The sequence below is a fragment of the Pseudomonadota bacterium genome, assembly GCA_026388255.1.
Lineage (GTDB): Bacteria > Desulfobacterota > Syntrophorhabdia > Syntrophorhabdales > Syntrophorhabdaceae > JAPLKB01.
The window spans coordinates 1-24973 of the sequence record JAPLKC010000078.1; the positions used below are offsets into that span (position 1 = coordinate 1).

At 42.5% G+C, this 24973-nt stretch carries 26 protein-coding genes; 22 read left to right on the forward strand and 4 right to left on the reverse strand.

The genetic code is table 11. The annotated features are described in order from the left end of the window. The first annotated feature begins 360 nt into the window (after positions 1 to 360). The 22 genes from NT178_08810 to NT178_08915 all read left to right on the forward strand — a co-directional run bounded on the left by NT178_08810 (position 361) and on the right by NT178_08915 (position 20657). Entirely contained in the window at positions 361 to 1281 is a 921-nt protein-coding gene (locus NT178_08810) for a hypothetical protein (protein ID MCX5812628.1), read from the forward strand. Positions 1282 to 1429: 148 nt separating this feature from the next. Further along, positions 1430 to 1927, forward strand: a complete 498-nt coding sequence (locus tag NT178_08815) for a winged helix-turn-helix domain-containing protein (protein MCX5812629.1) — start codon at positions 1430 to 1432, stop codon at positions 1925 to 1927. Continuing rightward, complete coding sequence (locus NT178_08820) at positions 1927 to 2130, forward strand: hypothetical protein (GenBank protein ID MCX5812630.1); 204 nt, start codon at positions 1927 to 1929, stop codon at positions 2128 to 2130. Before NT178_08815 ends, NT178_08820 begins: the two co-directional genes overlap by 1 nt. 143 nt (positions 2131 to 2273) lie before the next feature. Continuing rightward, positions 2274 to 3032 (forward strand): DUF1460 domain-containing protein, encoded by a 759-nt coding sequence (locus tag NT178_08825; GenBank protein ID MCX5812631.1) that lies wholly within the window; start codon positions 2274 to 2276, stop codon positions 3030 to 3032. A gap of 120 nt (positions 3033 to 3152) precedes the next feature. Continuing rightward, complete coding sequence (locus tag NT178_08830) at positions 3153 to 4082, forward strand: hypothetical protein (GenBank protein MCX5812632.1); 930 nt, start codon at positions 3153 to 3155, stop codon at positions 4080 to 4082. A gap of 70 nt (positions 4083 to 4152) precedes the next feature. Beyond that, positions 4153 to 4986: an ABC transporter permease gene (locus NT178_08835; protein MCX5812633.1), complete on the forward strand. Its 834-nt coding sequence runs from the start codon at positions 4153 to 4155 to the stop codon at positions 4984 to 4986. Between the two features lie 41 nt (positions 4987 to 5027). Beyond that, positions 5028 to 6215 carry an HDOD domain-containing protein gene (locus tag NT178_08840; GenBank protein MCX5812634.1) on the forward strand — a complete coding sequence of 396 codons (1188 nt, stop codon included), beginning with the start codon at positions 5028 to 5030 and terminating at the stop codon, positions 6213 to 6215. Continuing rightward, complete coding sequence (locus NT178_08845; protein ID MCX5812635.1) at positions 6205 to 7017, forward strand: alpha/beta hydrolase; 813 nt, start codon at positions 6205 to 6207, stop codon at positions 7015 to 7017. The genes NT178_08840 and NT178_08845 overlap by 11 nt, the downstream gene beginning before the upstream one ends. Before the next feature lie 147 nt (positions 7018 to 7164). Continuing rightward, on the forward strand, positions 7165 to 7494 hold the full coding sequence (gene rplU, locus NT178_08850) for a 50S ribosomal protein L21 (GenBank protein MCX5812636.1): 330 nt from the start codon (positions 7165 to 7167) through the stop codon (positions 7492 to 7494). Further along, positions 7484 to 7738 carry a 50S ribosomal protein L27 gene (gene rpmA / locus NT178_08855; protein ID MCX5812637.1) on the forward strand — a complete coding sequence of 85 codons (255 nt, stop codon included), beginning with the start codon at positions 7484 to 7486 and terminating at the stop codon, positions 7736 to 7738. Before rplU ends, rpmA begins: the two co-directional genes overlap by 11 nt. Beyond that, positions 7735 to 8772, forward strand: coding sequence for a GTPase ObgE (obgE, locus tag NT178_08860; protein ID MCX5812638.1), 1038 nt, complete (start codon positions 7735 to 7737; stop codon positions 8770 to 8772). The genes rpmA and obgE overlap by 4 nt, the downstream gene beginning before the upstream one ends. Then, positions 8769 to 9872 carry a glutamate 5-kinase gene (gene proB, locus NT178_08865; protein ID MCX5812639.1) on the forward strand — a complete coding sequence of 368 codons (1104 nt, stop codon included), beginning with the start codon at positions 8769 to 8771 and terminating at the stop codon, positions 9870 to 9872. The genes obgE and proB overlap by 4 nt, the downstream gene beginning before the upstream one ends. Beyond that, complete coding sequence (locus NT178_08870; protein MCX5812640.1) at positions 9869 to 11113, forward strand: glutamate-5-semialdehyde dehydrogenase; 1245 nt, start codon at positions 9869 to 9871, stop codon at positions 11111 to 11113. Before proB ends, NT178_08870 begins: the two co-directional genes overlap by 4 nt. Further along, on the forward strand, positions 11113 to 11757 hold the full coding sequence (gene nadD, locus NT178_08875) for a nicotinate-nucleotide adenylyltransferase (protein ID MCX5812641.1): 645 nt from the start codon (positions 11113 to 11115) through the stop codon (positions 11755 to 11757). The genes NT178_08870 and nadD overlap by 1 nt, the downstream gene beginning before the upstream one ends. Before the next feature lie 61 nt (positions 11758 to 11818). Beyond that, on the forward strand, positions 11819 to 12208 hold the full coding sequence (gene rsfS, locus NT178_08880; GenBank protein MCX5812642.1) for a ribosome silencing factor: 390 nt from the start codon (positions 11819 to 11821) through the stop codon (positions 12206 to 12208). Next, on the forward strand, positions 12189 to 12542 hold the full coding sequence (locus NT178_08885) for a TraR/DksA family transcriptional regulator (GenBank protein ID MCX5812643.1): 354 nt from the start codon (positions 12189 to 12191) through the stop codon (positions 12540 to 12542). Before rsfS ends, NT178_08885 begins: the two co-directional genes overlap by 20 nt. A 4-nt stretch (positions 12543 to 12546) precedes the next feature. Beyond that, positions 12547 to 13911 (forward strand): tetratricopeptide repeat protein, encoded by a 1365-nt coding sequence (locus tag NT178_08890; protein ID MCX5812644.1) that lies wholly within the window; start codon positions 12547 to 12549, stop codon positions 13909 to 13911. Between the two features lie 4 nt (positions 13912 to 13915). After that, complete coding sequence (locus tag NT178_08895; protein MCX5812645.1) at positions 13916 to 15112, forward strand: 2,3-bisphosphoglycerate-independent phosphoglycerate mutase; 1197 nt, start codon at positions 13916 to 13918, stop codon at positions 15110 to 15112. Then, positions 15081 to 15800, forward strand: a complete 720-nt coding sequence (locus tag NT178_08900; GenBank protein ID MCX5812646.1) for a ComF family protein — start codon at positions 15081 to 15083, stop codon at positions 15798 to 15800. Before NT178_08895 ends, NT178_08900 begins: the two co-directional genes overlap by 32 nt. After that, on the forward strand, positions 15797 to 18853 hold the full coding sequence (locus NT178_08905) for an AsmA-like C-terminal region-containing protein (GenBank protein MCX5812647.1): 3057 nt from the start codon (positions 15797 to 15799) through the stop codon (positions 18851 to 18853). The genes NT178_08900 and NT178_08905 overlap by 4 nt, the downstream gene beginning before the upstream one ends. A gap of 157 nt (positions 18854 to 19010) precedes the next feature. Next, positions 19011 to 19862 carry a DUF2520 domain-containing protein gene (locus NT178_08910; protein ID MCX5812648.1) on the forward strand — a complete coding sequence of 284 codons (852 nt, stop codon included), beginning with the start codon at positions 19011 to 19013 and terminating at the stop codon, positions 19860 to 19862. Positions 19863 to 19964: 102 nt separating this feature from the next. Beyond that, the gene (locus NT178_08915) at positions 19965 to 20657 is read left to right on the forward strand and encodes a DNA alkylation repair protein (GenBank protein ID MCX5812649.1); all 693 of its coding nucleotides are present in this window, start codon (positions 19965 to 19967) and stop codon (positions 20655 to 20657) included. Positions 20658 to 20679: 22 nt separating this feature from the next. Here the strand turns inward: NT178_08915 and NT178_08920 are convergent, their stop codons facing one another. The 4 genes from NT178_08920 to NT178_08935 form a co-directional block, all read right to left on the reverse strand. Next, positions 20680 to 21021: a P-II family nitrogen regulator gene (locus NT178_08920; GenBank protein ID MCX5812650.1), complete on the reverse strand. Its 342-nt coding sequence runs from the start codon at positions 21019 to 21021 to the stop codon at positions 20680 to 20682. Positions 21022 to 21033: 12 nt separating this feature from the next. Next, positions 21034 to 22260, reverse strand: a complete 1227-nt coding sequence (locus NT178_08925; protein ID MCX5812651.1) for an ammonium transporter — start codon at positions 22258 to 22260, stop codon at positions 21034 to 21036. A gap of 582 nt (positions 22261 to 22842) precedes the next feature. Beyond that, on the reverse strand, positions 22843 to 23184 hold the full coding sequence (locus NT178_08930) for a P-II family nitrogen regulator (GenBank protein MCX5812652.1): 342 nt from the start codon (positions 23182 to 23184) through the stop codon (positions 22843 to 22845). A gap of 12 nt (positions 23185 to 23196) precedes the next feature. Beyond that, positions 23197 to 24399, reverse strand: a complete 1203-nt coding sequence (locus NT178_08935) for an ammonium transporter (protein ID MCX5812653.1) — start codon at positions 24397 to 24399, stop codon at positions 23197 to 23199. Between the last annotated feature and the right edge of the window lie 574 nt (positions 24400 to 24973).

Here is a 24973-nt window from a genome sequence, read left to right on the forward strand (position 1 = left end):
AGGTGACCCATAATGCCATATTCCGTAAACTTGAAGACATGATGGATGTCCTGGAGCACGAAATCCGGCATCTTACATCAGACAGACTGGCCCAACTCTGTCAATGTTCATATTTATGACATTACAAGGAGGAAATGATATTATGGGTTTTAGACGGTTCGAACCCGATCTCCTTTGAAGTTGAAAAGACATATAATTTTTCAACATTTTCTGTGGTAAACTCATGAACATCCAAGGTCTCAATATCAAAGGCATTTCCGTTCTGCAAGCTAAATTGAAAATATCCCCTTATTTGTAACCTGTAAGTGCTGTTTGGGTGTTGCAGGCAATGTTTATATACATCGATTTTGACATGAAATAATGATAAAATTTAGCGTGAATTTTCGCATTAATATGCGCTATATCCTTATCTGTGCATTGCTACTGTGCAACCTGTACCATTGTAATATATCTCTGGCTGCAGATAATGCTGAGATTCTGCGCCGAAAATATGTATCGCTCATGCCACAACTTAACAGCAACCAGTTTCGGCATGCATTGTACCTGGATTCAACAGAGTCATCTTCTGCTATTACGGGTGACATCTACGCGCTAATAAATCACTCGTTTGATAGTATCAACAGCACGCTTAATGACTCCGCGAAAGGTCCGGCAAACTGGTGCGATGTGATGATCCTGCACCCAAACACCAAATATTGCCATGCCTCAACTGGCACTGATGGTAAGAAACTCAGCGTAATTGTAGGCAAGAAAATGCAGCAGTCATTGTCAAATGCTTACCGGATGGGATTCAACTACCAGGTAGTTGCCACCAACTCCGAATATTTCCGGATTTATATAAATGCTGACAGCGGACCGCTAGGCACCAAAGATTACTGCATCGTGCTGGAAGCAGTAGCTATAGATGCCAAGCATTCTTTCCTACATTTTACCTATTCTTTCGGCTACGGCACACTTTTTCGCGTAATGATAAAAACTTACTTAGCTACTATAGGTCGTAACAAGGTAGGTTTTACCAGCAACGGGCTCCAATCTAATGGGCAACCGGACTATGTAGGCGGCATACGTGGCATGGTGGAGCGGAACACCATGCGTTATTACCTGGCGTTAGATACCTATCTGAATGCGCTTTCCTTGCCTGCAGACAAGCGGCTGGAAAAGTGTCTCTCCAGCTGGTTTAGTGCAACAGAGCAATACGCGCGGCAACTTCATGAATTGGAACAGCAAGAATACATACAGATGAAATACCAGGAATACCAGCGGCAGCAGATTGCTCAATAACCGTAATATTTTTGTTCCACTTATTAGAGTTAAAAAAATCCAGACAAAAACAAATGCCTCGTAGAACCTAAAAATTATACTATGTTGCAATCTATTAAGCACTAATGATATATAACTCCTGAAGTCTATTTCTTTTTCAGGAGGTCCTATGAGAAAACCTGCACCATTACCGGCGGGCTCCAAAGAATCTTTGGAACAATTACTAAAAAAGGTAAAAACAAAGACACAATTTCAAAAGGTTCAGTGTTTATGGCTGCGTGCTTCCCTTGGGCTATCGTCTGACGATGTTGCCATCGCCATAGGCTGGAATGCGAGCTCGGTGCGTCATCTCCAGGCACTGTTTCTTAAGGAGGGCGAAGCGGTGCTTCAGGCGTCGAAGCGTGGGGGAAGATATCGGGCAAACATAACCGCTGATGAGGAAAACACGTTTCTTGCATCTTTTCTCGAAAAGTCAGTTCGTGGTGAGATTCTTGTGGTGAGTAAGATAAAAAGCGCCTATGAGAAAATTGTAGGACATGCGGTACCCAAATCGACAATCTACCGGATACTTGCTCGCCATGGATGGAGAAAGATTACCCCCCGCCCTCATCATCCGAAAGCAGACGTAATCCTTCAAGAGGAGTTTAAAAAAAATTCTCCGAAATAGTGAGAGAGACTGCCGGAAACGGCATGAGGATACGGATCATGTTTGAGGACGAGGCTTGTTTCGGCCCCATCAGTAACCCGCGATGCTGTTGGGCACCAAAAGGGATAAGACCCGCCGTGTCCCTCCAGCTTGTCCGCGAATACCTTCTTGAACAAATGCCAACTATGACTTTATCAAACGAGATAGAAATCGTTAAAGAGTGAAATTCGAGACTTTATATTAATACTTATGGAATATTAAAATCGTGATGTCATTGGTACGTTGCATGTCGAGTGAGACAGGCTTAAAGCACTTGAAGCCGTAGTTTTATTTGCAAAATCAATCACCATATAATACCATGTTACAGATGACTGTACCGCCCTTTGATGAAAAAAGATGCTATGAGTTAGGCAGGTGGTCTGAAGACGATCTTAACCACATGATATGTGAAGCTGCACGTATAGAAGAAATCGGTGAAAGGATAGAGTTTCTCTCCGCACAGTTCCTTGGAAATGACTATGGAGAATTCACGTTAATTGGTAGTGCCGGAACACCTGAGGAGTTCGTAATCAACCTGGAAGGTGTCGACTGTTTTACTTTTGTCGATTATGTGGAGGCCATGCGCCTGTCACTCTCTTTTGCGGAATTCAAAGATAATTTGAAAAGGGTGCGGTATCAATCCGGTGTAGTTGACTATGTGCGGCGTAACCATTTTTTTACAGATTGGATTATTTTTAATAAGGAATTTGTAGAAGATGTTACCAAAGAAGTTGGCGGACTAAAGACTAAAAAAGCCAATAAAATCCTGAATATTAAAGAAGATGGTACATTTTTTCTGGAAGGGATTAGTCCTTGCAAACGGGACATCTGTTATATTCCAACAGAGTTGATTGACGATGCGGTGATTGCCGGATTGCGAAATGGAGATTATGCAGGCATATACACAGAAAAAGGAGGTCTCGACGTCTCACATGTGGGCATCATTATTAAAACAGAAGGCAAAACCTTTTTACGGCACGCTTCTTCCCTTGAGATGAACAGGAAGGTAATTGATCAGAATTTGAAGGAATACCTGACGGGCAAACCCGGCCTGCTTGTACTCCGGGCAAAGAACGGCGACCTGTGATAATATCAGATATCAAAGAGACCGGGATTAATAGGGCAGGCTACTGTTAAAACTAAATATTGCAAGAGAATTTTAATGATGGTATAAAGGAAAAAAAGAGTAAAAGGGAGGTAAAGTGCTATGAAGAAATTATCTTTTTTTGTTTTACTTGCAATTCTTTTGATACCAATTGTCGCCTTTTCCGATGCACAGGATACGTTGAATAAGTCTATAAATCATATTGTATCGGTCCAGGATGAAAACGGCGCATGGTCAAGATTGAAGGGGGAATTCCCGTCTGAGACAGAGCCCACAAGCTGGGCAGTAAAGGTACTTGCCATGAACAAGGTTGTGCCTGACAAAGTTGAAAAAGGGGTAAATTTTATCCTTAAAGACCAGAAGCCGGATGGAAGCTGGAACAACAATACAGCACATACTGCCTTTACAATCCTTGCACTGAAGGAGGTAAACAAAGGCGATGAAGCAATAAAAAAGGGTGCGGAGTATTTAAGGACAGTGCAGGATACAAATGGGGGGTTTAAAAGGATAGGGAAGGAAGGCGCTCCACTGACAATTTATACGGCTGTTGTATTATGTGCATTAAAGGAAGCGGGATACAAGAAGGACGATCCTATGGTTAAACAGGCTGTCGACTGGTTGATAAGTTGCCAGAATGCTGACGGTGGTTATGGAATGCCGAAAGGGACACCGTCGTTATCTCTGAGCAGTGCCTGGACCATAAAGGCCCTCCTCGCATTCGGAATGACGCCGTCAATGCCATCTATTCAGAATGCTGTCGGATATTTACTGAAAACCCAGAAACCTTCAGGAGGTTTTTCTTTTGTTCCGCCTGCACCGGAAGACCCTGAGGCTACCGCATATGCGATTATGGCATTAAGCGGTTTAACAGACAAAAAAGATGTTATCCAAAAGGCCTTTGATTATCTGGCAAAGGTACAGCAAGCTGACGGCGCTTATATAAGTAACGCACCGGTTCAGTTTAATAAGATACCGAAGAAAAATACGCAGACCACTGTCTTTGTTGCATGGGCATTATCGGAAGCAAAGTGACTTAAACTCAAGGTTTGGGTTTGCCGGTTCGGAGGTCGGATAGAAAGAACCGTGAACCAAGAGGCTTAATATGGAATTACTGAGACGAATGTGCAGACACAACCTGGCGTTGGTTGGTCTGATTATATTGATTCCCATGTTTCTGTGCGCCCTATTCGCTCCTTTTATCTCAGTCCATAATCCTTTTGAACCTGATTTAAAGCATGTCCTTGCATCACCTTCCATTTCACACCCCTTCGGAACAGATACGCTCGGAAGAGATGTATTTGCAAGGGTAGTCTATGGAAGCAGAATCTCCCTCATTGTAGGGTTTGTCTCTGTGGGCATAGCAGTCCTGATAGGCATTACAATAGGTGCAATTTCAGGCTATTACGGTGGTATTATGGATGAGACGATAATGCGATTTGTTGACCTCATGATGTGCTTCCCCACCTTTTTCCTGATACTTGCCGTGATTGCCCTCCTTGAGCCAAGTATATGGAACATTATGATAGTCATCGGGCTTACGGGCTGGATGGGCATAGCGCGCCTTATCAGAGCGGAAATCTTGAGCATTAAGCATAAGGAATTTGTCCTTGCTGCCAAGGCCCTTGGGTTATCGGAAGTTAGAATTATTTTTCGGCACGTCCTGCCGAATGCAATGTCACCTATCTATGTGGTTGCAACCCTTGGTATAGGAGGGGCAATCCTTACGGAATCCGCCCTGAGTTTTTTGGGTATTGGTGTCCAGCCACCTACGCCAAGCTGGGGGAATATCCTTACACAGGCAAAGGATAATATCGAAGTGGCCTGGTGGCTGAGCCTCTATCCCGGGCTTGCAATATTTTTGACTGTAATGGGATATAATCTCCTGGGAGAGGGCTTGAGAGACATATTTGATCCGAGAAGATATTATCAGTCCTGATAATATCACCGGTGGAATATGGTAAATAATTAGGAGACAGGATGCTGATCACACTGGTTGCAATAGCCGTTATCATGATCTTGTTTTTCACATTTCTGCTTTTCCGTAAAGGCGAAACATCGGCTCATGCACAAAAATATCTTGTGAAAGAAGCATCCCGGAAAATAAAAAATAAAGCCGATAATATATTGTCAAAACAGCTTCATAACACCAATGCCCAGCAGAAGATGTTATATGAAATATATCCCTCACTCAAGGAAATTGCTTATTATTCCATGCCAGACGAGGTTTTTCCGACCCGGATAGAAAATATAGACGAAAATATTCAGGAAACAATACGAGAAAAAATCTCTTCCATTAAACCAATTTCTGCGAACTATGTTAATCTTTTAAATCTGTTGAGAAACCCGGAATCAAATCCTGGAGAAATTTCAACAATTGTTTCGACAAACCCTGTCTTCTCCGCCAGAATTCTCCAGACAGTCAATTCGGCATATTTCGGGCTTAACAATAAAATCACATCTCTGGGCAGGGCAATAACCCTTCTGGGATACAATAATGTAAGAGCTCTTGTATTTCAGGATTCTTTAGGCGCCGCAGCCTCTGCCAGACAAACCGACAAACCGGAGGCATATGTAAAAATCTGGATACATTCTGCAATAGTTTCGGTTTGTGCCGGTTATCTGGGGAAAAAGATTTTTCAACTCTCTGAATATGACCTCGCTACTATAGGGCTTCTCCATGACATTGGAAAATATTACTATCATTTGTTCGAAATACAGGGAGAAGCAACATCAGACCTTCCCGGGATTATTTCAGACCTTCCCGGGATTATTCCAGACCTTCCCGGGATTATTCAGGAAGAACAGAAATTTGGTATTAACCATGCAACACTGGGAAGTCTTATAGCAAAAAACTGGCAGTTATCGGAGAGCATAGTTCAAAGCATTGCATATCATCATTACCCCAACTTTTTTTCACCGGAAGATATTCCAGGGCTTTATCTGAAAGAGAGTTTTGTAATTTGCATTTCAGACCTTATCGTCAAAGCCATTGGATACAAAGAACAGGGGGATGATATATTACCGATAAAAGAGGAATATTTTAAGATGTTTCGTTTGAGTCCGGAGTTATCAGAGATAATAATGCCGGATTTAACAAAAGAAATAGAAAAAACACGTTTAACAGTAGAATCCTATATAAAGGTAACAACGTCTGATGCCATTTGAAAAAATAAATAATTTACAAGTCTATTATGAGGTTCATGGTGAAGGTGAAGTTATTATTCTTATACACCATGGTTTCGGCTCAGCCAAAATCTGGAAAAATATTTATCCACGCCTTGTGACCCAGGGTTATAAAGTAATGATATATGACCGCCGGGGCTATGGACAATCAGAAAGGGGGGATGATTTTCAGATCTTTTATGAAAGCGACCGATACCGGCCTGAAAGCGTGGAAGAACTAAGAATATTAAAAGAAATCCTCGACATTAAGGAATGCCATTTAGTCGGACAATGTGAAGGCGGTGTTATCGGCATCGACTATTCAATCAAGTATTCCAGGGAGGTCAAAACCCTGACTGCTGCCAGCACCCAATGTTTTAGTGATGTGCCCATGACCGAACTCAATGCCGTGAAGTTTGGAAAAAAATATGCTTATCTGGAAGCAGAGTTGCAAGCTAAGATGATTGGATGGCACGGAGAAACAGCAGAAATCAATTATAATCAATTTGCCAAGTATGGCGGGGCTTACGGCAAGGACTATTTTGATCTGAGACCTGTCCTGCCGTTGGTTTCATGCCCTACACTGGTACTTTATCCTGACCGCAGTTCCATCTTTGACGTGGAGCAATCCGTTGCCTTTTATCGCCATCTCTCAAGGGGTGAACTGGCCGTTTTCCCGAAATGCGGCCACAATACCTATGAACAACGACCGGAAGACTATGCTCGTACTATCCTGGATTTTATTAAGAGAAATACAAAAGCCGGGGATTCGAAAGTCCTTCCGGCTATGACATGTTTGGCATAAAAATGGCCGGGTTGACGAATAGATAACCTGGTATTAACGGGCAGAAAAAAGTCAGGAAATAACAAACCTAAATCACTATTGACTTTTCCCTTTATTCATCATAATATAAGTAGCTTTTTTTAAAATAAAAGGTTCAGGAGTTTACCAATGTATGCCATTATTGAAAATGGAGGCAAGCAGTATAAAATCATTGAGGGAGAAAAGGTAAAACTGGAAAAGTTCACCGGTGTCGAAGGGGAAGATGTCCAGATAAAAGAAGTTCTGGCTCTCAATGATGGGAACAATACTATTATCGGCAGTCCTTACATAGACGGTGCATATATACAGGGCAAAGTCGTTTCTCACGGTAGATGGAAAAAGGTAATAGTATTTAAGTACAAACGCAGGAAAGACTATAAGAAGAAAAATGGGCATCGTCAACACTATACGGAACTACTCGTAGAGAAGATATACACGGAGGCATCTCATGGCGCATAAAAAGGCAGGCGGAAGCTCAAGGAACGGAAGGGACAGCGACGGCCAGAGGCTTGGCGTAAAACTCTATGGCGGTCAGAGAGCAAAGGCCGGCAATATAATAATCAGACAGCATGGCACAAAAATCCACCCGGGAACCAATGTTGGCATGGGCCGTGATTACACCTTATTTGCTCTGGCGGACGGAATTGTCACATTTGAGTCCAGGGGCAATAGAAAAAGGGTGAGTATATCCCTTGTTGAATGAAATTTGTTGATGAAGCAGATATATATATAAAAGCAGGCAACGGTGGCCATGGTTGTGTAAGCTTCAGGAGAGAAAGATTTATCCCCAGGGGAGGGCCGGACGGCGGGGATGGAGGAAAAGGGGGAGACGTAGTCTTAGTAGGCAGCAAAGCACTGTCAAGTCTTTTAGATTTCAAATATAAACGTATCTATCGAGCAGAAAACGGGAAAAACGGCAGCGGAAAAAATAAGAAGGGCAGGGGAGGGAAGGATCTGTATATCCATCTGCCTCTTGGAACCATTGTATATGATAAGGCATACACAACACCGCTGTGCGATGTCACAGAGGACAACAAGCATTATATTGTTGCAAAAAGCGGGAGGGGCGGCAGGGGCAATACTCATTTCGTAACCCCCACGCACAGGGCGCCTGTAGAATTTGAAAACGGTACAGAAGGAGAAGAAAAGGAGTTAAAACTCGTATTAAAGCTCCTTGCCGATGTAGGGATCGTGGGTCTGCCAAACGTCGGAAAATCAACCCTCATATCCTGTTTAACAAATGCAAAACCCTTAATAGGGGACTATCCTTTTACTACATTAACCCCTGCCCTCGGTGTATTCCGGGACAATGACGACACCTTTGTTATTGCAGATATCCCGGGTTTAATAAAAGATGCCTCAAAAGGCAGAGGCTTGGGCTTAACATTCTTAAGACACATAGAGAGAACGAATATCTTTCTCCTGGTGCTGGATGCCTCTTCCGAATCGGCAGACAAGGATTATGATACATTATTGGATGAGTTAAAATCCTACAAAGAAGAAATGCTGGATAAGAAGAGAATCCTGGTGCTGAACAAGATTGACATTTCATCAAAGGCTTCTGTAAAGAAATGGAATGTTTTTTTTAAAGAAAAAGGTGAAACAACAGTAAACGTCAGTGCGTTAAAAGGACAGGGAATTGATGAGCTGAGGGATCTTTTAAAAGGAACAACCAGGCATCAATCTGGAATTATGGAATCAAAAACCGTAAACAAAGGAACAACGGAAGATGCATGATTAATGTCAAACGGATAGTCATTAAAGTAGGAACATCGGTTCTTCTGGATAAAGATAAAAAGGTCAGCGCTGATATGATAGGAAGGCTTGCAAGGCAGATAAGAAAAATAAAGGAGAAAGGGATCAGCCCGGTTATTGTATCGAGCGGAGCCATTGCCTACGGCATGGAAACCCTCAATTTAAAAAAGAAACCTAAAGAGATTGCTAAAAGGCAAGCCCTTGCATCAATCGGACAGATCCTGCTTATGAAGATGTATATGGAAGCATTCGAAAAAGAGAAGATGAAAACCGGCCAGATATTGCTGACCCATGAAGACATAAAAAGCAAGAACAGGTGTTTAAATCTTATGAACACATTAAATATGCTTCTGGCTATGGATATCGTTCCAATAATCAACGAAAACGATGCCCTCTCATTCAAGGAAATCAGGTTCGGTGATAATGACAACCTTTCTGCCCTTATTGCGCAGATCTCCAATGCAGACCTGCTGCTGCTTCTCTCAGATGTTGACGGGTTGTTTGATAAGGATCCGAATAAATATACCGGTGCCCGTATTATTGATGTTGTACATAAAATAGATGATAAAATTGAAAAGATAGCAGGTGAAACAAGGAGCGAAAAAAGCACGGGCGGGATGGTAAGCAAGCTGGAGGCGGCAAAAAAGGCGGGCAGCTATGGCATCCCTACGAGGATAGTCCGGGGAAACCTGGAAAATATCGTATTAAGGATTGTTAAAGGTGAAGAGGCGGGAACGTTGTTTCTTGCAGACAAAAAAATGACAAGGAATAAATGGTGGACAGCCTTTGCTTATAATATTAAAGGTAAAATTCACATAGACAAAGGGGCTGAACATGCCATAGTTCATGGCGGCAAAAGCCTTCTATCCTCCGGCATAATTAAAGTAGAAGGTGATTTTTCAAGAGGGGGATGCATTGAAGTGGATAGCGTCGATGGCGGGATTGTTGCGAAGGGGATAACAAATTATTCCTCATCGGATATTAATAAGATCAAAGGTCTAAAAAGTATTGATATTGAAAAGAAGCTCGGATATAAATATGCTGAAGAAATTGTACACAGGGATAATATGGTATTGATATGAAACCTGAAAAACTTGCACAAAAGACAAAAGTAGCGTCCGGTATTCTTTCTCATGCTGCAACAGAGCAGAAGAACAATATTCTCATGATACTGGAAGGACTGATCGCAGAAAAACAGGAATATCTTTTCAACGAAAACAGGAAGGATATTGAGAGCGCCCAAAAGGAAGGGCTCCCCAAAAGTATGTTGGACAGACTCAGGATAGACGATAAAATCATCCGTGAGATGCAGGCAAGCATTAGGGATGTTATAGCGCTCCCTGATCCTGTCGGTGAGATTGTAAAGTTATGGAACAGGCCTAATAAACTGCTTGTGGGCCGGATGAGAATACCCATCGGTGTTATCCTTGTAATTTATGAATCCAGACCCAACGTAACGATAGAGGCGTTCTCTTTATGCCTGAAAAGCGGTAACTGTGTAATTCTGAAGGGCGGCTCCGAGGCATACCATTCAAACCTTGCCCTATTCAGCCTTATTACAGAGTCACTGGAAAAAGCCGGTATTACTGCAGATGTAGCACAATTTATCGGGACAGGCGACAGGGCATATATATACGAGCTACTGAAGCTGGATGACTATATCGACCTGATTATTCCAAGAGGCGGGGAAGCCCTCATCAGGAGTGTTGTCGAGCAATCGAGCATCCCTGTATTAAAACACTACAAAGGCGTTTGCCACATATATGTCGATGAATGGGCACAGCTTGACCTTGCATATAAGGTCTGCCTTAACGCAAAAGTTCAAAAACCGGCGACATGTAATGCCATGGAGACCCTCCTTGTCCACAGATCTGTTGCAAATACATTTCTACCTGAAATGGCAAATATTTTACATAAACAAGGTGTTACCATCAAAGGCTGCGAAAAAACTGTGAAAATCCTGAAAGGGATTGACAAGGCGAAGGAGCAGGATTGGTACGAGGAATATCTTGATCTAACCCTTTCGATAAAGATTGTTAAAAATATGGATGAAGCTGTTTCGCATATCAGAAAATACGGTTCAAATCATACAGATGCAATTATTACAGCAAACTACGATAATGCATGGAGGTTTTTAAGAGAGGTCAACTCATCTTGTGTACTTATTAATGCGTCTACAAGGTTAAACGACGGCTATCAATTAGGTCTCGGAGCAGAAATGGGCATTAGCACGACAAAACTGCATGCCTTCGGCCCTATGGGGCTTCAAGAATTGACCGTTAACAAGTTTATAGCCTTTGGCGATGGACAGTTGAGGGAATAATGAAAGTAGGCATTTTCGGAGGCACCTTTGACCCTGTGCATATCGGACATTTAAGGACAGCAGAAGAAATACGTGAGCAGTACCTGCTGGATAAGGTCTATTTTGTACCGGCTTACATACCGCCTCATAAGAGAACCCTGAAAATAACAGATTCCTCCTTACGTCTGACAATGTTAAGAAGGGCAGTCAGAGGCAACAGCTCTCTCTGTACATCTGACATAGAGATAAAAAATCAAGGGGTCTCCTATTCTATTAATACAATAAAGATATTCCGGAAGCGGTTTGAGAAACTCTATTTTATTATAGGCATTGACGCTTTTTTAGAGATAGATACCTGGTATAATTATCAGGAGATATTCAATTACACAAATTTTATCATTATGGAAAGACCTCTCAACAGTAAAACGCCAGCCAATACATTATTCCCTCCTGACATCAGGAAAGATATAGACAGGATAGACGAACGTACATTCAAACATGCATCCGGGAATGAAATCCATATGCAAAGGGTTACTCAGCTCGATATATCATCAACAAAGATAAGGGACTCGGCAAGGAACGGCAGATCTATCAAATATCTTGTTCCTCAACCGGTGGAGAAATTTATTGATAAAATGGGATTGTACAGAAAAATAATGGATTAAGGACGAAGAATGCAAAAAAATATAGACTTAATTTCTACATTATATTTTTTTAAGAGGGTAAATGGAAACAATAGATAAGGTTAAGATGTGCAGCAGATATGCTGAAGAAAAAAAGGCAGATGATTTGTTGATGCTTGAACTTAAAGGGTTGACTGATATTGCAGATTATTTTGTGCTGGCAAACGGGACAAGCGAGAGGCATGTCAAAACCATATCCGAGCATATTGAAGCAAGCATGAAAAACGACGGGATAAAACCATATTCTGTCGAAGGTTACAATGATGGAAGGTGGATAATAATAGATTACCGGGACGTTATAGTTCACGTATTCCTCGAGCCTTTAAGGGAACTATACGACCTTGAAAGCCTCTGGATCGAGGCAAAAAGACACAGGTTGGAGAAAGAAAATAAATGCAACTCAGGGGTGGAACATGGACAAAGAACAGATTGAATATTTCAGGAAAAAACTTCTCAAAACGAGAGAAGGGATACTGAATAAGGCGAAGAAGCTCAAGGAAGAATCTTATACGCTTGGAACAGACGGCATTCAGGACATGGCAGACGCTGCAAGCAATTCATATAACGCCGATATTCTGATGAGCATAAGCGACAATGACCTTAAGCTCTTAAAGGATGTAGACCATACACTTGACAAAATAAAAAATGGAGCATATGGCATATGTGAAGAGTGTGAAGAAAAAATTAATGAAAAAAGACTTGAGGCAAATCCTGTTGCAAGGTATTGTATTACTTGTAAGCGATTAATGGAAGAAAAAGGAATATAATACTATGAGATATAAGATATTCTTTCTCCTGTTTCTCCTGTTTGTAATTTTTTACCTCTATATAAATCATCTTAATCCGGATAACGTAAAACTTTACCTTGGCTGGGGCTCTAAACCCTTTGAGGCAAGCGTTGCAACTTATGTAGTAGCATCATTTGTACTGGGTATCATTATCTCAATTATCATAAGCTTCTTCTATGATATGGGGAGATTTATCAGTGGATGGAAAGAGGGGAAAATAGGAAAGAGAAGACAAGAATTCAAGGATTTTTTTGAGAAGGCAAGGGCATATGATTTGAGGGGTGATAGAGAAAAAGCCATAGAAAACCTCAACAGGATTATCAGAAAAACCCCTGACATGGAAGAACCCTATATGTTTCTCTCAGACATATATATATCCATGAAAGAGTTCGATAAGGCAATAGAGGTGCTTGATCTTGCCGTGACAAACCTTGGTAAACGTGAATCCATACTGTTGAAAAGGGCAAAGGTACGTCTTACAACAAAGGATACGCAAAAAATTGAAAATGAATTAAAGGAAGTATTAAAAGCCAACGAAGCTAATCTGGAAGCACTGGCAATTTTAAGGGATTACTATATTTCCAGAAAAATATGGGATGATGCTTATGAAGCAGAAAAAAAGATAAAAAAATTCATAAAAACAGATGATGAAAACAGGGAATTTCTGGGCATACGGTGCGAAAAGATACGTGTGCTTTTTGCCAATAAGTTTGATATCAGTTCCGATGACATCATCAAGGAACTAAAAGAAATTATCAGTGAGGATAAACGGTTTATACCTGCCTATGTACTTCTGGCTGAAGCATATAAAAGAACCGGCAAGCTGAACGAAGCCGGCAGGGTATACGGCAGAGGTTATTCAAAAACAGGCCATATAATTTTTCTTTTGAAAATGGAAGACCTTTACATCGACAGGGGAAATCCTGAAATCATACTGAAGATATACCGGAGAATCCTTGATATCTCTACAAAAAACTATCTCATAGAATTTCTCTATGCACGGCTGTGTTTGAGGCTGGAGATGATTGATGAAGCGATAGACATGCTCAATACGCTGCTTGCAGAGGGGGCGGATTTTAAAGGACTTCATAAGGCTATGGCAGAGGCATACATCCACAGAGGACAGATGGAAAAGGCTGTGGAAGAATTCCGGCGCGCATTTCCTGCAGAGCATGTATATATTCCTTTTATATGTGATCATTGTCAGTCCAAAAAAGTCGAGTGGTCGGATTTTTGCGATATTTGTAATAGCTGGAACACAATTAATGTAAGAAAAGAAGACTTCTTCTATACCGAGGCAGTGGAGTTGAAGGCGCTTTATGAAGGAGAAGCATGGGATAAGGAGTAAAAAAATGATAAAAGACTTGCTTATAACCAATAGCAACAAGATCATCTTTTTGATACTTGACGGGCTTGGTGATATCCCGAACCCTGAGTATGTATATCAAACCCCGCTTGAAGCAGCCAAAAAACCCAATATAGACAAGCTTTCTATAAAGACGGGCATACTCGGACGTATGCTGCCTGTTGACATAGGCGTTACACCGGGAAGTGGTCCAGGGCACTTGAGCCTTTTCGGGTATGACCCCATTGTCTATGAGATCGGCAGAGGTGTACTTGAAGTCCTTGGGCTTAATATGGATCTGCAAGACGGCGATCTTGCAGCGCGGGCAAATTTCTGTACAATAAAAGATGGCATTGTAACAGACAGGAGAGCAGGAAGAATAGCAACAAGCGAGACCGAACGTTTATGCGAAATGCTCACCAAAGCAATACCCGAGGTTGAAGGCACAAAAATTCTTATAAAGCCGGGGAAATCCCACAGGTTTGCCATGATATTCAGAAGTAAGGGGCTTTCGGATAAACTGACGGACGCAGACCCTCACAAGGATAACAAACCCTTAACATACACCACACCGAAAACAGGAGAGGCAGAATTTGCATCAAAGGTCGTCAATGCGTTTATAACCCGTGCATTAGATGTTATAAAAGATGAGAAGATTGCAAACGGTGTGCTGTTGCGGGGTTTTTCTGAAAAGCCTGACCTAACACCTTTTTCTGTGAGCTACGGACTCAACGCCCTCGCTATTGCTACATACCCTATGTACAGGGGTATTGCAAAGGTGCTCGGAATGGACGTCAATGAAGAGCCGAAAGATTACAACGAAATGGTAAAAATTTTAAAGGACAACTATAATTCATATCAATTTTTCTTTATGCATATAAAAGAAACAGACCTTGCAGGCGAGGACGGGAACTTCCCTGCCAAGGTAGCTGCTATTGAAAACGTCGATAAGATTGTGCCGGAGATATATGATCTCGATCCTCAGGCATTAATAATTACAGGTGACCACTCAACGCCCTGCCCCATGAAAGGCCATAGCTGGCACCCGGTCCCACTTCTTCTCATTACAAAGACAGGTGAGCAGGACGGGATAACCTTTCACGAAAGGAACTGCATCCACGGCAGTATCGGAACGATTTACAGCAAACAGCTCATGCCTCTCGTACTTGCCCATGCTTTTAAACTCGACAAATACGGCGCATAATTTTTTAAAGGCTGTATTAGAGATTATATATCCTGTCCATTGTGGCGGGTGCGATAAAAAAGGCGATATCCTTTGCAGAAAGTGCATCGATTCGTTACGAGTGGTTGAAGATGACTCAACATGTCCTGTTTGCGGAAGATGGTTGGGTGAAAGAGCCGTATGTGGCGAGTGCATTCAGAATAAAAGAGGGTTCCGGGAAGGATATTACGGTTTTTATTTTGAAAACAGACTCCGTGATGCAATACATGCATTTAAGTTCCACGGCAGGAAAGATGTCGGCAAACATTTAGTCCATTTAATAAATGAAAAGATCATATCTTTTTCAGAATCCTTTGACTGCATAATCCCCATGCCTGTCACAGAAAGGAGGCTTAAAGAAAGGGGTTTTAACCAGTCCTTCATCATAGGAGAGGAGATATCGAAGATAACGGGCAAACCTGTTTATCACTCAATCCTCTATAAAACAAGGGATACAATGGATCAGTACAGCCTTCATAGAGATGAGAGAAAGAAGAACATAAAAGGCGCCTTTACAGTCAAAAACGGGCATGATATGCAAGCAAAACGGGTCCTGCTCGTGGATGACCTGTTTACAACAGGCTACACAGCGAAAGAAGCCTCCGGGGCACTGCTTAAAGCAGGCGCCGGCCATACCCTGTTTTTTGCCCTCGCACGGACGCCCTCATGAAAAAAGTTGTTTATATATCATCTGCCTTAATGCTCGCTATTGTCTTTGCCGTTATCATTGTACTGACAAATTTGTCAACGGTTGTTTCCTATGCGCTGGGAAGATTTATAAAAGGGCAGGTTCAAATATCCGGTTTCAACATAACATATAAAAAAAATACCGTTGTTGTGGACTTTAGTGACATTCATGCAAAGGGAAGTATGGAGGGACAGGCCAAAAACTGTCAACTGGTTATAGGCATAAAAAATTGGATATACCTGAAAGATATAGTCATCTCTGATTTTGATTTAATTGTTTCTGCATCAAAGAGAAAAACCCGTTTTTTCCCTTTGCCCGAAAACCTTTTTGAGATAAAAAGAGGTATTGTTACATACAATAAGCAAAGATTTATTATTAATGAAGCAAAAATAAAGGCGTTAAGACCAGGAAAAACCTTTACCTTTGCGATAGACATGCGACATGATGAACTGTTCGGGACAATATACGGTTCAGGAGAAGGCACATACAAAGGTAAATCAACTGAAGCAAAGGGACAGCTAAACATCACCAGGCTGAATCTTAACAAACTGTCCGGCGATATGCACGGCAAGGCAAATATTAACGGAACATTTACATATGCGAATAAAAGCTTTGCCTTCGAAGGTCCCTTTGAAATCTTTGATTACATACTGAAAGATCCCATATTCAAAAAACCCTTTGTTGTTGAAAGAGCAAACGGTAATCTGTCCTTCATGCATGCCGATACTATAATGGATATAAAGATAAGCAATACCTATTATAAAAATACCCCACTTGACTTGAATCTGATGTTCGTAAAAAACGCACTTGCAAGGTTCGAACTCAGCATGGACTTTTTTGCTATCCAGGACGTAAAAAATTACATAGCCCTGGATAGTATTACGAAAACAAAATTTGATATATGGAAGTATATTGATGATGGAAAAATAAGGATAAATAAATTTGTATATGATAAGAAACACCCGTTATACATGGAATTGGAATTAAAAAACACCGGAATAATCTATAAAGATATGCGTTTTACCGATGTTGAAGCCGCATTATCCTTTAAGGAAAACAAACTGAACATCTCCGGGGCTGGAGGGCTTTTTAAAACAAGCAGGCTTTACGATGTAAAGGGCGTAATTCCTTTTTCAAAAGAAAAAGATATGAATATGAATGGTAATTATTCCTTTAATTTGAAAGATATCCCGACACTTATAGATACAAGCGGGATTAATTTCAAAAACGGCGAAACAGAAGGCACAATAGAACTCAGCGGGAATCAAGATAGAGGTTTTAAGATAAAAGGTACAGGCAAATTCAGTAAAGCCGATATAGCATGGGAAAAGTCATCAGTATCTGCAAAAGGTATTTATAAGTTCAACAACGATGAAATTATCTTTGACCCGCTTATAGTCAACAGAGGCAGCACCGATATGGTTATCAGGGGAAAGTGGCATAAAAACTTCCTGGACTTGAAAATAAAAGGCGATTTAGATGTAATTCATATGCAACCCTTTACCCAAAAACCTTTTGATATTGGCGGGGTTGCAGGGCTCGACATTGAAGTGCAAAAATTTGCCGATAATCTCAAAATAGACGGCGATATATCCATGGATAACCTCTATTTTGAATTTCCCGGTATTGTGAAAAAGGAAAAAGGCATAAAGAGCAAGGCAAGCGTGACCCTGCTTAAGAAAGGAATGAACACGCGTATAGAGCGTTTTTTATATAATCTCGATATCATCAACCTGGATCTCAATGGTAATATAAAACCCGATAAAAAAATGGATCTGGATATTGCGATGGATATTTTCGGTTTTGGCAAGGTTGCCCCCCTCTTTTTTTTTAGTAGCAGTACAGCAAAAGGAGATCTGGAACTGAAGATGTCTTTAAAAGACATCGAGCTCCCTCTGAAAAAATTGCCCTATATGAAAGGTTATGTAAAAGTCAATAACGGTTTTTTAAGGCTCCCGTGGCTAAAAAAACCCCTCAGCGAGATTAATCTCGTTTCAGACTTTAAAGGTGAAACATTTGATACAAAAATTGACAGATTAATATGCGGGAAAAGTATTTTAAACAGTGGCACATTCCATTCATACGGTCTTGCATCACCTCGTTTTTTCCTCTATGTCGAAATGGATGCCTTTGATTATGACGATTTCCAGACCAACGGTGACTTTAAAATTAACGTAATTGACAAAAACAGCCTGATGGCAAAGACAAGCGGGGAGATACATTTACTGGCAAAGAAAATACACTTAGGCAACTTCAACGGCGAGAGCCTCGATGTCAAGGGACTTCTGAGTAACAGAAGGCTGAATATTTCGGAATTGAAAATGAGTGCCTTTGACGGCAATATAGACACGCACGGCTACATTGATCTTTCCGGCAATATTCCCCATATATATATCAACAGCAGATTGAAGAGAATAAAAAGCGGCCTGTTTATGAAAGCTTTTAACGACAAGACCTATGTGGCAGAAGGCAGGTCAAGTATATACGGTAATGTGGATTTACATGGCAGCACCATGAAAGAGCTTATCGGCGATATAAACGGCAATGTGGCGATATACAGCAGAGATGGATTGATTATGAAATGGAACCTTCTGTCGAAAATATTCGGGCTTCTTAATGTACACGATGTTCTTCGCGGAAAGGTTAATCTGTCGAAAGAGGGTCTGCCATACAAAAGAATGGGGGCAACCTTTACTGCAAAAAAAGGTATTTTCTTCACAAAAGACTTTCTTATCGACAGCCCTTCTATGGTAATTACAGGAGAGGGAAGCTTAGACATCAAAAAAAATGAGATAGACGCCAATATAGCCGTCTCACCGCTTGTTACCCTTGACAGAACAATAGACAGAATCCCTATTCTGCGGAATATTCTAAAAGATAAGAGAGATGGGTTTCTGCATGTAGCATACAAAGTAAAAGGACCTATGGGTGATCCCGATATAAGCTTTAATTTTGCAAATAGCATTGGCGGCAGGACAATTGAAGTATTGCGGAATATTTTGGTGCTGCCGAAGGAGATTCTTGAAAGCAACTAATTCCATTTCCAAATCAAAGCGCTATCATTGTTGGCTTCGTCATCGGTTCCTCGACATACCGGTATAGCATGCCTACGTCGCCTCTTCCTTGCCGCCTTGATCCCATCTTTGATTTGTGGGAATGGAATAAGAATTAAAAATGGGAGGCTTATAAATCTTGAAGATAGGGATAATAGGTGCAGGCAAGGTAGGCATATCAATCGGATACGTCCTCAAGCAGAAGGGGATGGAGATTACGGCAGTATCCGATATATTTGAAGCATCTATTAATACGGTAAGAACATATCTGGGAGATAATGTCCTTTATACCACTGACAATGTTGAAGTTGTCGAAGCATCGGACATTATCGCCGTTACGACGCAAGACAGAATTGTTAAAGAGGTGGCCATTGAAATTACCGAAAAGATGGAGAGGCTTGACGGTAAGCTGTTTTTCCACACAAGCGGTGCGCACCCGGCAACATTGCTCTCACCGCTTGAAACAAAAGGCGCCCGTCTCGGCGCCCTTCATCCCTTACAGACATTCCCTGATATTGACAGCTCAATTAATGTACTTCCAGACACATACATCTTCATTGAGGGCGGTGAAGATTCAATAGATGTCTTGCGTAAAATCGGAGCCGCCCTCGGCTCCGGTGTTGTCAGGATGGAAGGGGAACAAAAGTTGCTCTACCATCTTTGCGCTGTTTTTGTCTGTAATCTTCTATGTGCCCTCTTTTATATAGGTGAAGATATTATGGATAAAATCGGTATAGAACTACAACCGTTTTTTCCCATTATCAAGGCCACGTTGAAAAACATAGAAAACAAAGGCCCCCTTATGTCACTCACCGGTCCGATTGTGAGAGGCGATATGGAAACAGTGCTTTCCCATCTCGAGGCAATGGAAGGCATGGAGCTTTATAAAAAGGTTTACAAATCACTTTCCCTCGTAGCGCTGAATATGGCGAAAGAAAGAGGAGATATCAGCGAGGAAGCGCTGGAAAAGCTAAAACATATTTTAAAGTAGGGCATATCGGCCTGAACCGCATGGTTTTGAACTATTCTACCTTATCTCCCTTTATTGTGGCCTTGACGCAAAGGACATACTTTGTGTACACTATTATATTCAATGATCGATGCTCTAAGGAAAGAACTGGAACTTCTTGCAAACCCGGAAAAGGCAGAGGTACTTCAGCGGTTCTTCAAAACCGGTCCTGGCCAGTACGGTGAGGGCGATGTCTTTGCCGGTATTGTTGTCCCTGTTTCCCGCAAAATCGCAAAAAAATATGCAAATCTACCCGATGACGGGATTCTCACGCTCCTCAAATCAAAGATTCATGAAGAAAGACTCATTGCCCTTTTGATACTTATCTTTCAATTTGAAAAAGGCGATGCACGGAAAAAGGAGCAAATCTTCCTTCTCTACCTCAAGCATACCCCATTTATCAACAACTGGGACCTTGTTGATCTCTCGGCTGAAAAGGTTGTCGGCGCATATCTTGACGGGAGATCCAAAGAGATACTCTACAGTCTCGCACAATCGGAGAGCCTCTGGGAGAGACGTATTTCGATCATCTCCACATTCCATTACATCAAGCAGGGGAAATACGATGATACCCTTGCCATTGCCGGCATCCTCCTTGGGGACAGGAAAGACCTTATCCACAAGGCTGTAGGCTGGATGCTGAGAGAGGTGGGCAAACGTTGCTCGGAAGAGGCAGAGGAAATATTTTTGCGCAAACATCATCGTGAGATGCCGAGGACCATGCTCCATTATGCCATAGAACGTTTCAGTCCGGAAAAGAGACGTCTGTACCTTTAACATCCCATTTCCAAACGGAAGGTTACCCGATGGCCGGGCCTCCCCGCTCTTCGGTGCGGATTCGTATACACTCTGCCAGATCAAGGACAAAGATCTTGCCGTCTCCTACTTCGCCAGTATGAGCGCCCTTAATAATTGCTTTGATCGTTGGCTCGACAAAATTCTCGTTTACCGCTATCTCAAGGCGTATCTTCCTCAAAAGATTACCCATCTCTCTTGCGCCCCGGTAAACTTCCGTGACACCCATTTGCCTGCCGTGGCCGAGGACTTCATTAACTGTCATAAGGTTTACATCAGCCTTGTAGAGCTCTTCTTTTACTGCTTCCAATCTGTCCGGTTTTATGATTGCGATGATAAGTTTCATATTCGTTTCCTCCTATTCGATAACAGTGTAAGCATTTTCGTGATGCTGGGTCAGGTCGAGACCTATAATTTCATCCCGCTCCGTTACCCTTACCTTCACAAACAGGTCGACAAGTTTATAGATAATGTAACTCACCGCAAAGCTGTACGCACTTATCACAACCACAGCTATCAACTGAACAAGAAACTGTTTGGGGTTTCCATAGAATAATCCATCCGCGCCGGCCGGATTTACGATCTTGGATGCAAATAGTCCTACAGCGAGGGTCCCCAGAATACCACCCACACCATGTACGCCGAAGGCATCGAGGGAATCGTCATATCCGAGTCTCGGCTTTATAATTGCCACAAAGACATAGCACACCACGCTTGCAGCAAAGCCGATAACTACGGCAGCAAAGACCGTGACAAAACCCGAAGCGGGAGTAATTGTTGCAAGGCCCGCTATGGAGCCGGTAATGGTGCCGAATATAGTCGGGTTTTCATTAAATATCCATTCGAGAGAGGCCCAGGTTATTCCGGCAATAGCCGCAGCAGTATGGGTCACCACAAGAGCATGTACTGCAAGTCCATTTGCGCCGAGGGCACTCCCTGCGTTGAAGCCGAACCACCCGAACCAGAGAAGCGCCGCGCCCAGAACGGTGAAGGGGAGGTTATTGGGTGGTACAGGCTTGTTATTATAACCCTTTCTCTTTCCGATGACCAGAGCAGTTACGAGGGCTGCCATACCGGCATTTATATGAACAACTGTGCCGCCGGCAAAAGCGAGGGCTCCCATATCCTTGAGCCATCCTCCTGCACCCCATACCCAATGACAAATGGGATCATATACAAAAGTTGCCCAGAGTAAGGTAAAAATCAGAAAAGCGGAAAATTTCATCCTCTCTGCAAAGGCGCCGATGATCAAAGCCGGTGTAATGATGGCAAACATGGCCTGAAAGATCATGAAAGCCTCATGAGGAATAGTGGCCGCATAATCTTTAAAGGGGGTAGTACCTACATTGTTCAGGCCGAGCCACGCAAGCCCGCCCCAGAAACCTTTTCCCGGTGCAAAGGAGAGACTGTAACCGTAAAGAATCCATTGGGCTGTAATTACTCCGAGGACAATAAAGCATTGCATAAATACGCCAAGCACATTTTTACGTCTCACCATTCCTCCATAGAAGAAAGCGAGTCCAGGAGTCATCAACATAACAAAAGCAATGGACACCAATATCCACGCAGTATCCCCTGTATCCACCTGGGACTTTGTTTGTATATCAGATTGAGTGTTCTGCACTACCCCTGACGCCTGGGTTGGGTCTTCGGCAAAACAGGCCCCTGTAAATATCAAACCTAACAATAATGTTGCAGCTACAAATTTCTTCAAACATGCACCTCCGCTTTTTTTCATAGGGTCTAAAGGCGTCATTTTGTCACAGTGCCTTAGGGATCTATCACGGATCTCAAGACTGAATACAGGCTTTGCCTGTTTGACGAAACGGTTCACCATTATCCATTTTGAGCTAAAAATTCAGCTCTCCAGTCTGTATTCTTTGACTGATTTTAACTGCGCTGTTGAGTTTTCCTCGGGGTCGTTGAGGATAAGAAACGGCCTGCACGTCTTTGTGCGGTCCTTCCGTAGGTACGAGTAAACAACTGTCTGTTTTGGTAACTATGCCGTATGAGGGCAGCGGAATTATCTTGAAAAAAAGAGTTTATTTACTGAAGGCTAATTCTTAATGTGTAAATCCCCACTATTGCTTACTTCAAAAAGATGGCAATAGCAGGGATTGGGTAAGTTTATTTAAGAATGTTGTGCACCAACCATTGAACAGTTCTTTTAGCCGATAGCCGGACCTCCGCGTTCTTCCGTGCGGATACGGATACATTCGGCCAGATCGAGGACAAAGATCTTGCCGTCGCCTACTTCACCTGTTTGAGCGCCCTTAATAATTGCTTTGATCGTTGGCTCGACAAAATTCTCGTTTACCGCTATCTCAAGGCGTATCTTCCTCAAAAGATTACCCATCTCTCTTGCGCCACGGTAAACTTCTGTAACACCCATCTGCCTGCCGTGACCTAAGACTTCATTTACTGTCATAAGGTTTACGTCAGCCTTGTAAAGTTCTTCCTTTACTGATTCCAACCTGTCCGGTTTTATAATTGCAATGATAAGTTTCATAATTATTTCCTCCTATTCAATAACCGTGTATGCATTTTCGTGATGCTGAGTAAGGTCAAGACCCAGATTTTCGTCCTTTTCCGGTACTCTGACTTTTATGACTATGTCAACCAGTTTATATATTATGTAGGTCACCACTAAGCTGTATGCGACTGTTACCAGTACAGCAAGCAATTGAATCAGGAACTGTTTCGGGTTTCCGAAGAAGAGCCCGTTTGCACCGTCCGGGTTTATTGCTTTGGAAGCAAAGAGGCCTGTAGCAAGCGCTCCCCATATTCCACCGATACAGTGAACGCCGAAAACATCCAGGGCATCATCGTACCCGAATTTAGGTTTTATCCACGCCACTGCAATAAAACAGAAAATACTCACACATGCGCCGATTGCAATGGCCGAAAGGGCACTTACAAACCCTGCTGCAGGTGTAATTGCGACAAGACCTGCAACGGCACCTGTTGCAGTGCCAAGCATAGTCGGCTTATCGTTAAATATCCAGTCTATTATAGCCCAGGTCAGACCTGCTGCAGCCGCAGCGGTGTTAGTTACTACAAAGGCGTTTACAGCCAGTCCGTTGGCGGCAAGGGCGCTTCCCGCATTGAATCCGAACCACCCGAACCAGAGAAGTGCTGTGCCGAGAACAGTAAAGGGGAGGTTGTGTGGCAATATAGCTTTACGGTCAAAACCTTTTCGTCTTTTAATTAAAATAGCAGTCAGGAGCGCCGCAATACCGGCGTTGATATGAACGACAGTGCCACCGGCAAAATCAAGGGCGCCCATTTCCCTGAGCCATCCTCCTACACCCCATACCCAGTGACAGACAGGATCATACACGAAGGTTGCCCAGAGGATCATTATGATGACAAAGGCGGAAAATTTCATCCTCTCTGCAAAGGCACCGATGATGAGCGCCGGTGTTATGACGGCAAACATCATCTGATAAACCATAAACAACTGATGGGGGATTGTTGCCGAATAATCCTTGTAAGGCTCAAGACCAACACCTGTGAGACCGATCCAGTCGAAACCGCCCCAAAAGCCCTTACCTGGCCCGAAGGCAAGACTGTAACCATAAAGTACCCATTGTATACTGATAATGGAGAGGAGAATGAAGCATTGTATGAGAATGGTAAGTACATTTTTTCGTCCCACCATACCACCATAGAAAAACGCAAGTCCCGGAGTCATAAGCATGACAAGGGCCGTTGAGATGAGCATCCAGGCAGTATCACCTGTGTCTGCCTTTGGAGTGGATGGCGCTGTAACAGGTGCTTGTGCTGAGGGGGCGGCCTGTGTTTCTGTTACTGGAGCAAGTGCAGGCTTTGTTTCTTCGGCAATTACAAGACCGGTTATTGCGATAAATAAAAATAAAAATAGAAATAGTACGGTTTTTTTCATTACTACACCTCCATGTTTGTAGTTGAGTTAAATAAAAAAGGTGTCTTTAATCCATCATCGGGTTAAAGACACCTTTGTCCTAAAGATATATCGTATCTTTTTAAAAGAAGATCATTTATCGTTAATCACACATCGTTGTGTTGCTGCCTATATTATATAAAAGTAAAATGACGGCTGTTTTGGTAACCTTGATCCCCCAGTCACCAATTTGCGGAGGAAGGAATCTCGTTATTGAGACGACTTTTAGACCGGGAAAGGGTACTTTCCGGTAAAGCACGCGTCACAGAACTGCGTACCCACCAGTTCCCTTAGTTCCTCGGTCTTTAAATACCGGAAAGTGTCCACGCCTATGAGTTTTCTCAGTTGCTCGTCGCTCCGATTGCTTGCCAACAAC

Bases quoted from the DNA above. Each gene is read 5' to 3' on its own strand.
- NT178_08810 (MCX5812628.1), top strand. From the start codon at position 361: ATGATAAAATTTAGCGTGAATTTTCGCATTAATATGCGCTATATCCTT.
- NT178_08815 (MCX5812629.1), top strand. From the start codon at position 1,430: ATGAGAAAACCTGCACCATTACCGGCGGGCTCCAAAGAATCTTTGGAA.
- NT178_08825 (MCX5812631.1), top strand. From the start codon at position 2,274: ATGACTGTACCGCCCTTTGATGAAAAAAGATGCTATGAGTTAGGCAGG.
- NT178_08830 (MCX5812632.1), top strand. From the start codon at position 3,153: ATGAAGAAATTATCTTTTTTTGTTTTACTTGCAATTCTTTTGATACCA.
- NT178_08835 (MCX5812633.1), top strand. From the start codon at position 4,153: ATGGAATTACTGAGACGAATGTGCAGACACAACCTGGCGTTGGTTGGT.
- NT178_08840 (MCX5812634.1), top strand. From the start codon at position 5,028: ATGCTGATCACACTGGTTGCAATAGCCGTTATCATGATCTTGTTTTTC.
- NT178_08845 (MCX5812635.1), top strand. From the start codon at position 6,205: ATGCCATTTGAAAAAATAAATAATTTACAAGTCTATTATGAGGTTCAT.
- rplU (MCX5812636.1), top strand. From the start codon at position 7,165: ATGTATGCCATTATTGAAAATGGAGGCAAGCAGTATAAAATCATTGAG.
- rpmA (MCX5812637.1), top strand. From the start codon at position 7,484: ATGGCGCATAAAAAGGCAGGCGGAAGCTCAAGGAACGGAAGGGACAGC.
- obgE (MCX5812638.1), top strand. From the start codon at position 7,735: ATGAAATTTGTTGATGAAGCAGATATATATATAAAAGCAGGCAACGGT.
- proB (MCX5812639.1), top strand. From the start codon at position 8,769: ATGATTAATGTCAAACGGATAGTCATTAAAGTAGGAACATCGGTTCTT.
- NT178_08870 (MCX5812640.1), top strand. From the start codon at position 9,869: ATGAAACCTGAAAAACTTGCACAAAAGACAAAAGTAGCGTCCGGTATT.
- nadD (MCX5812641.1), top strand. From the start codon at position 11,113: ATGAAAGTAGGCATTTTCGGAGGCACCTTTGACCCTGTGCATATCGGA.
- rsfS (MCX5812642.1), top strand. From the start codon at position 11,819: ATGGAAACAATAGATAAGGTTAAGATGTGCAGCAGATATGCTGAAGAA.
- NT178_08885 (MCX5812643.1), top strand. From the start codon at position 12,189: ATGGACAAAGAACAGATTGAATATTTCAGGAAAAAACTTCTCAAAACG.
- NT178_08890 (MCX5812644.1), top strand. From the start codon at position 12,547: ATGAGATATAAGATATTCTTTCTCCTGTTTCTCCTGTTTGTAATTTTT.
- NT178_08895 (MCX5812645.1), top strand. From the start codon at position 13,916: ATGATAAAAGACTTGCTTATAACCAATAGCAACAAGATCATCTTTTTG.
- NT178_08900 (MCX5812646.1), top strand. From the start codon at position 15,081: ATGCTTTTAAACTCGACAAATACGGCGCATAATTTTTTAAAGGCTGTA.
- NT178_08905 (MCX5812647.1), top strand. From the start codon at position 15,797: ATGAAAAAAGTTGTTTATATATCATCTGCCTTAATGCTCGCTATTGTC.
- NT178_08915 (MCX5812649.1), top strand. From the start codon at position 19,965: ATGATCGATGCTCTAAGGAAAGAACTGGAACTTCTTGCAAACCCGGAA.
- NT178_08920 (MCX5812650.1), bottom strand. From the start codon at position 21,021: ATGAAACTTATCATCGCAATCATAAAACCGGACAGATTGGAAGCAGTA.
- NT178_08930 (MCX5812652.1), bottom strand. From the start codon at position 23,184: ATGAAACTTATCATTGCAATTATAAAACCGGACAGGTTGGAATCAGTA.
- NT178_08935 (MCX5812653.1), bottom strand. From the start codon at position 24,399: ATGCTCATCTCAACGGCCCTTGTCATGCTTATGACTCCGGGACTTGCG.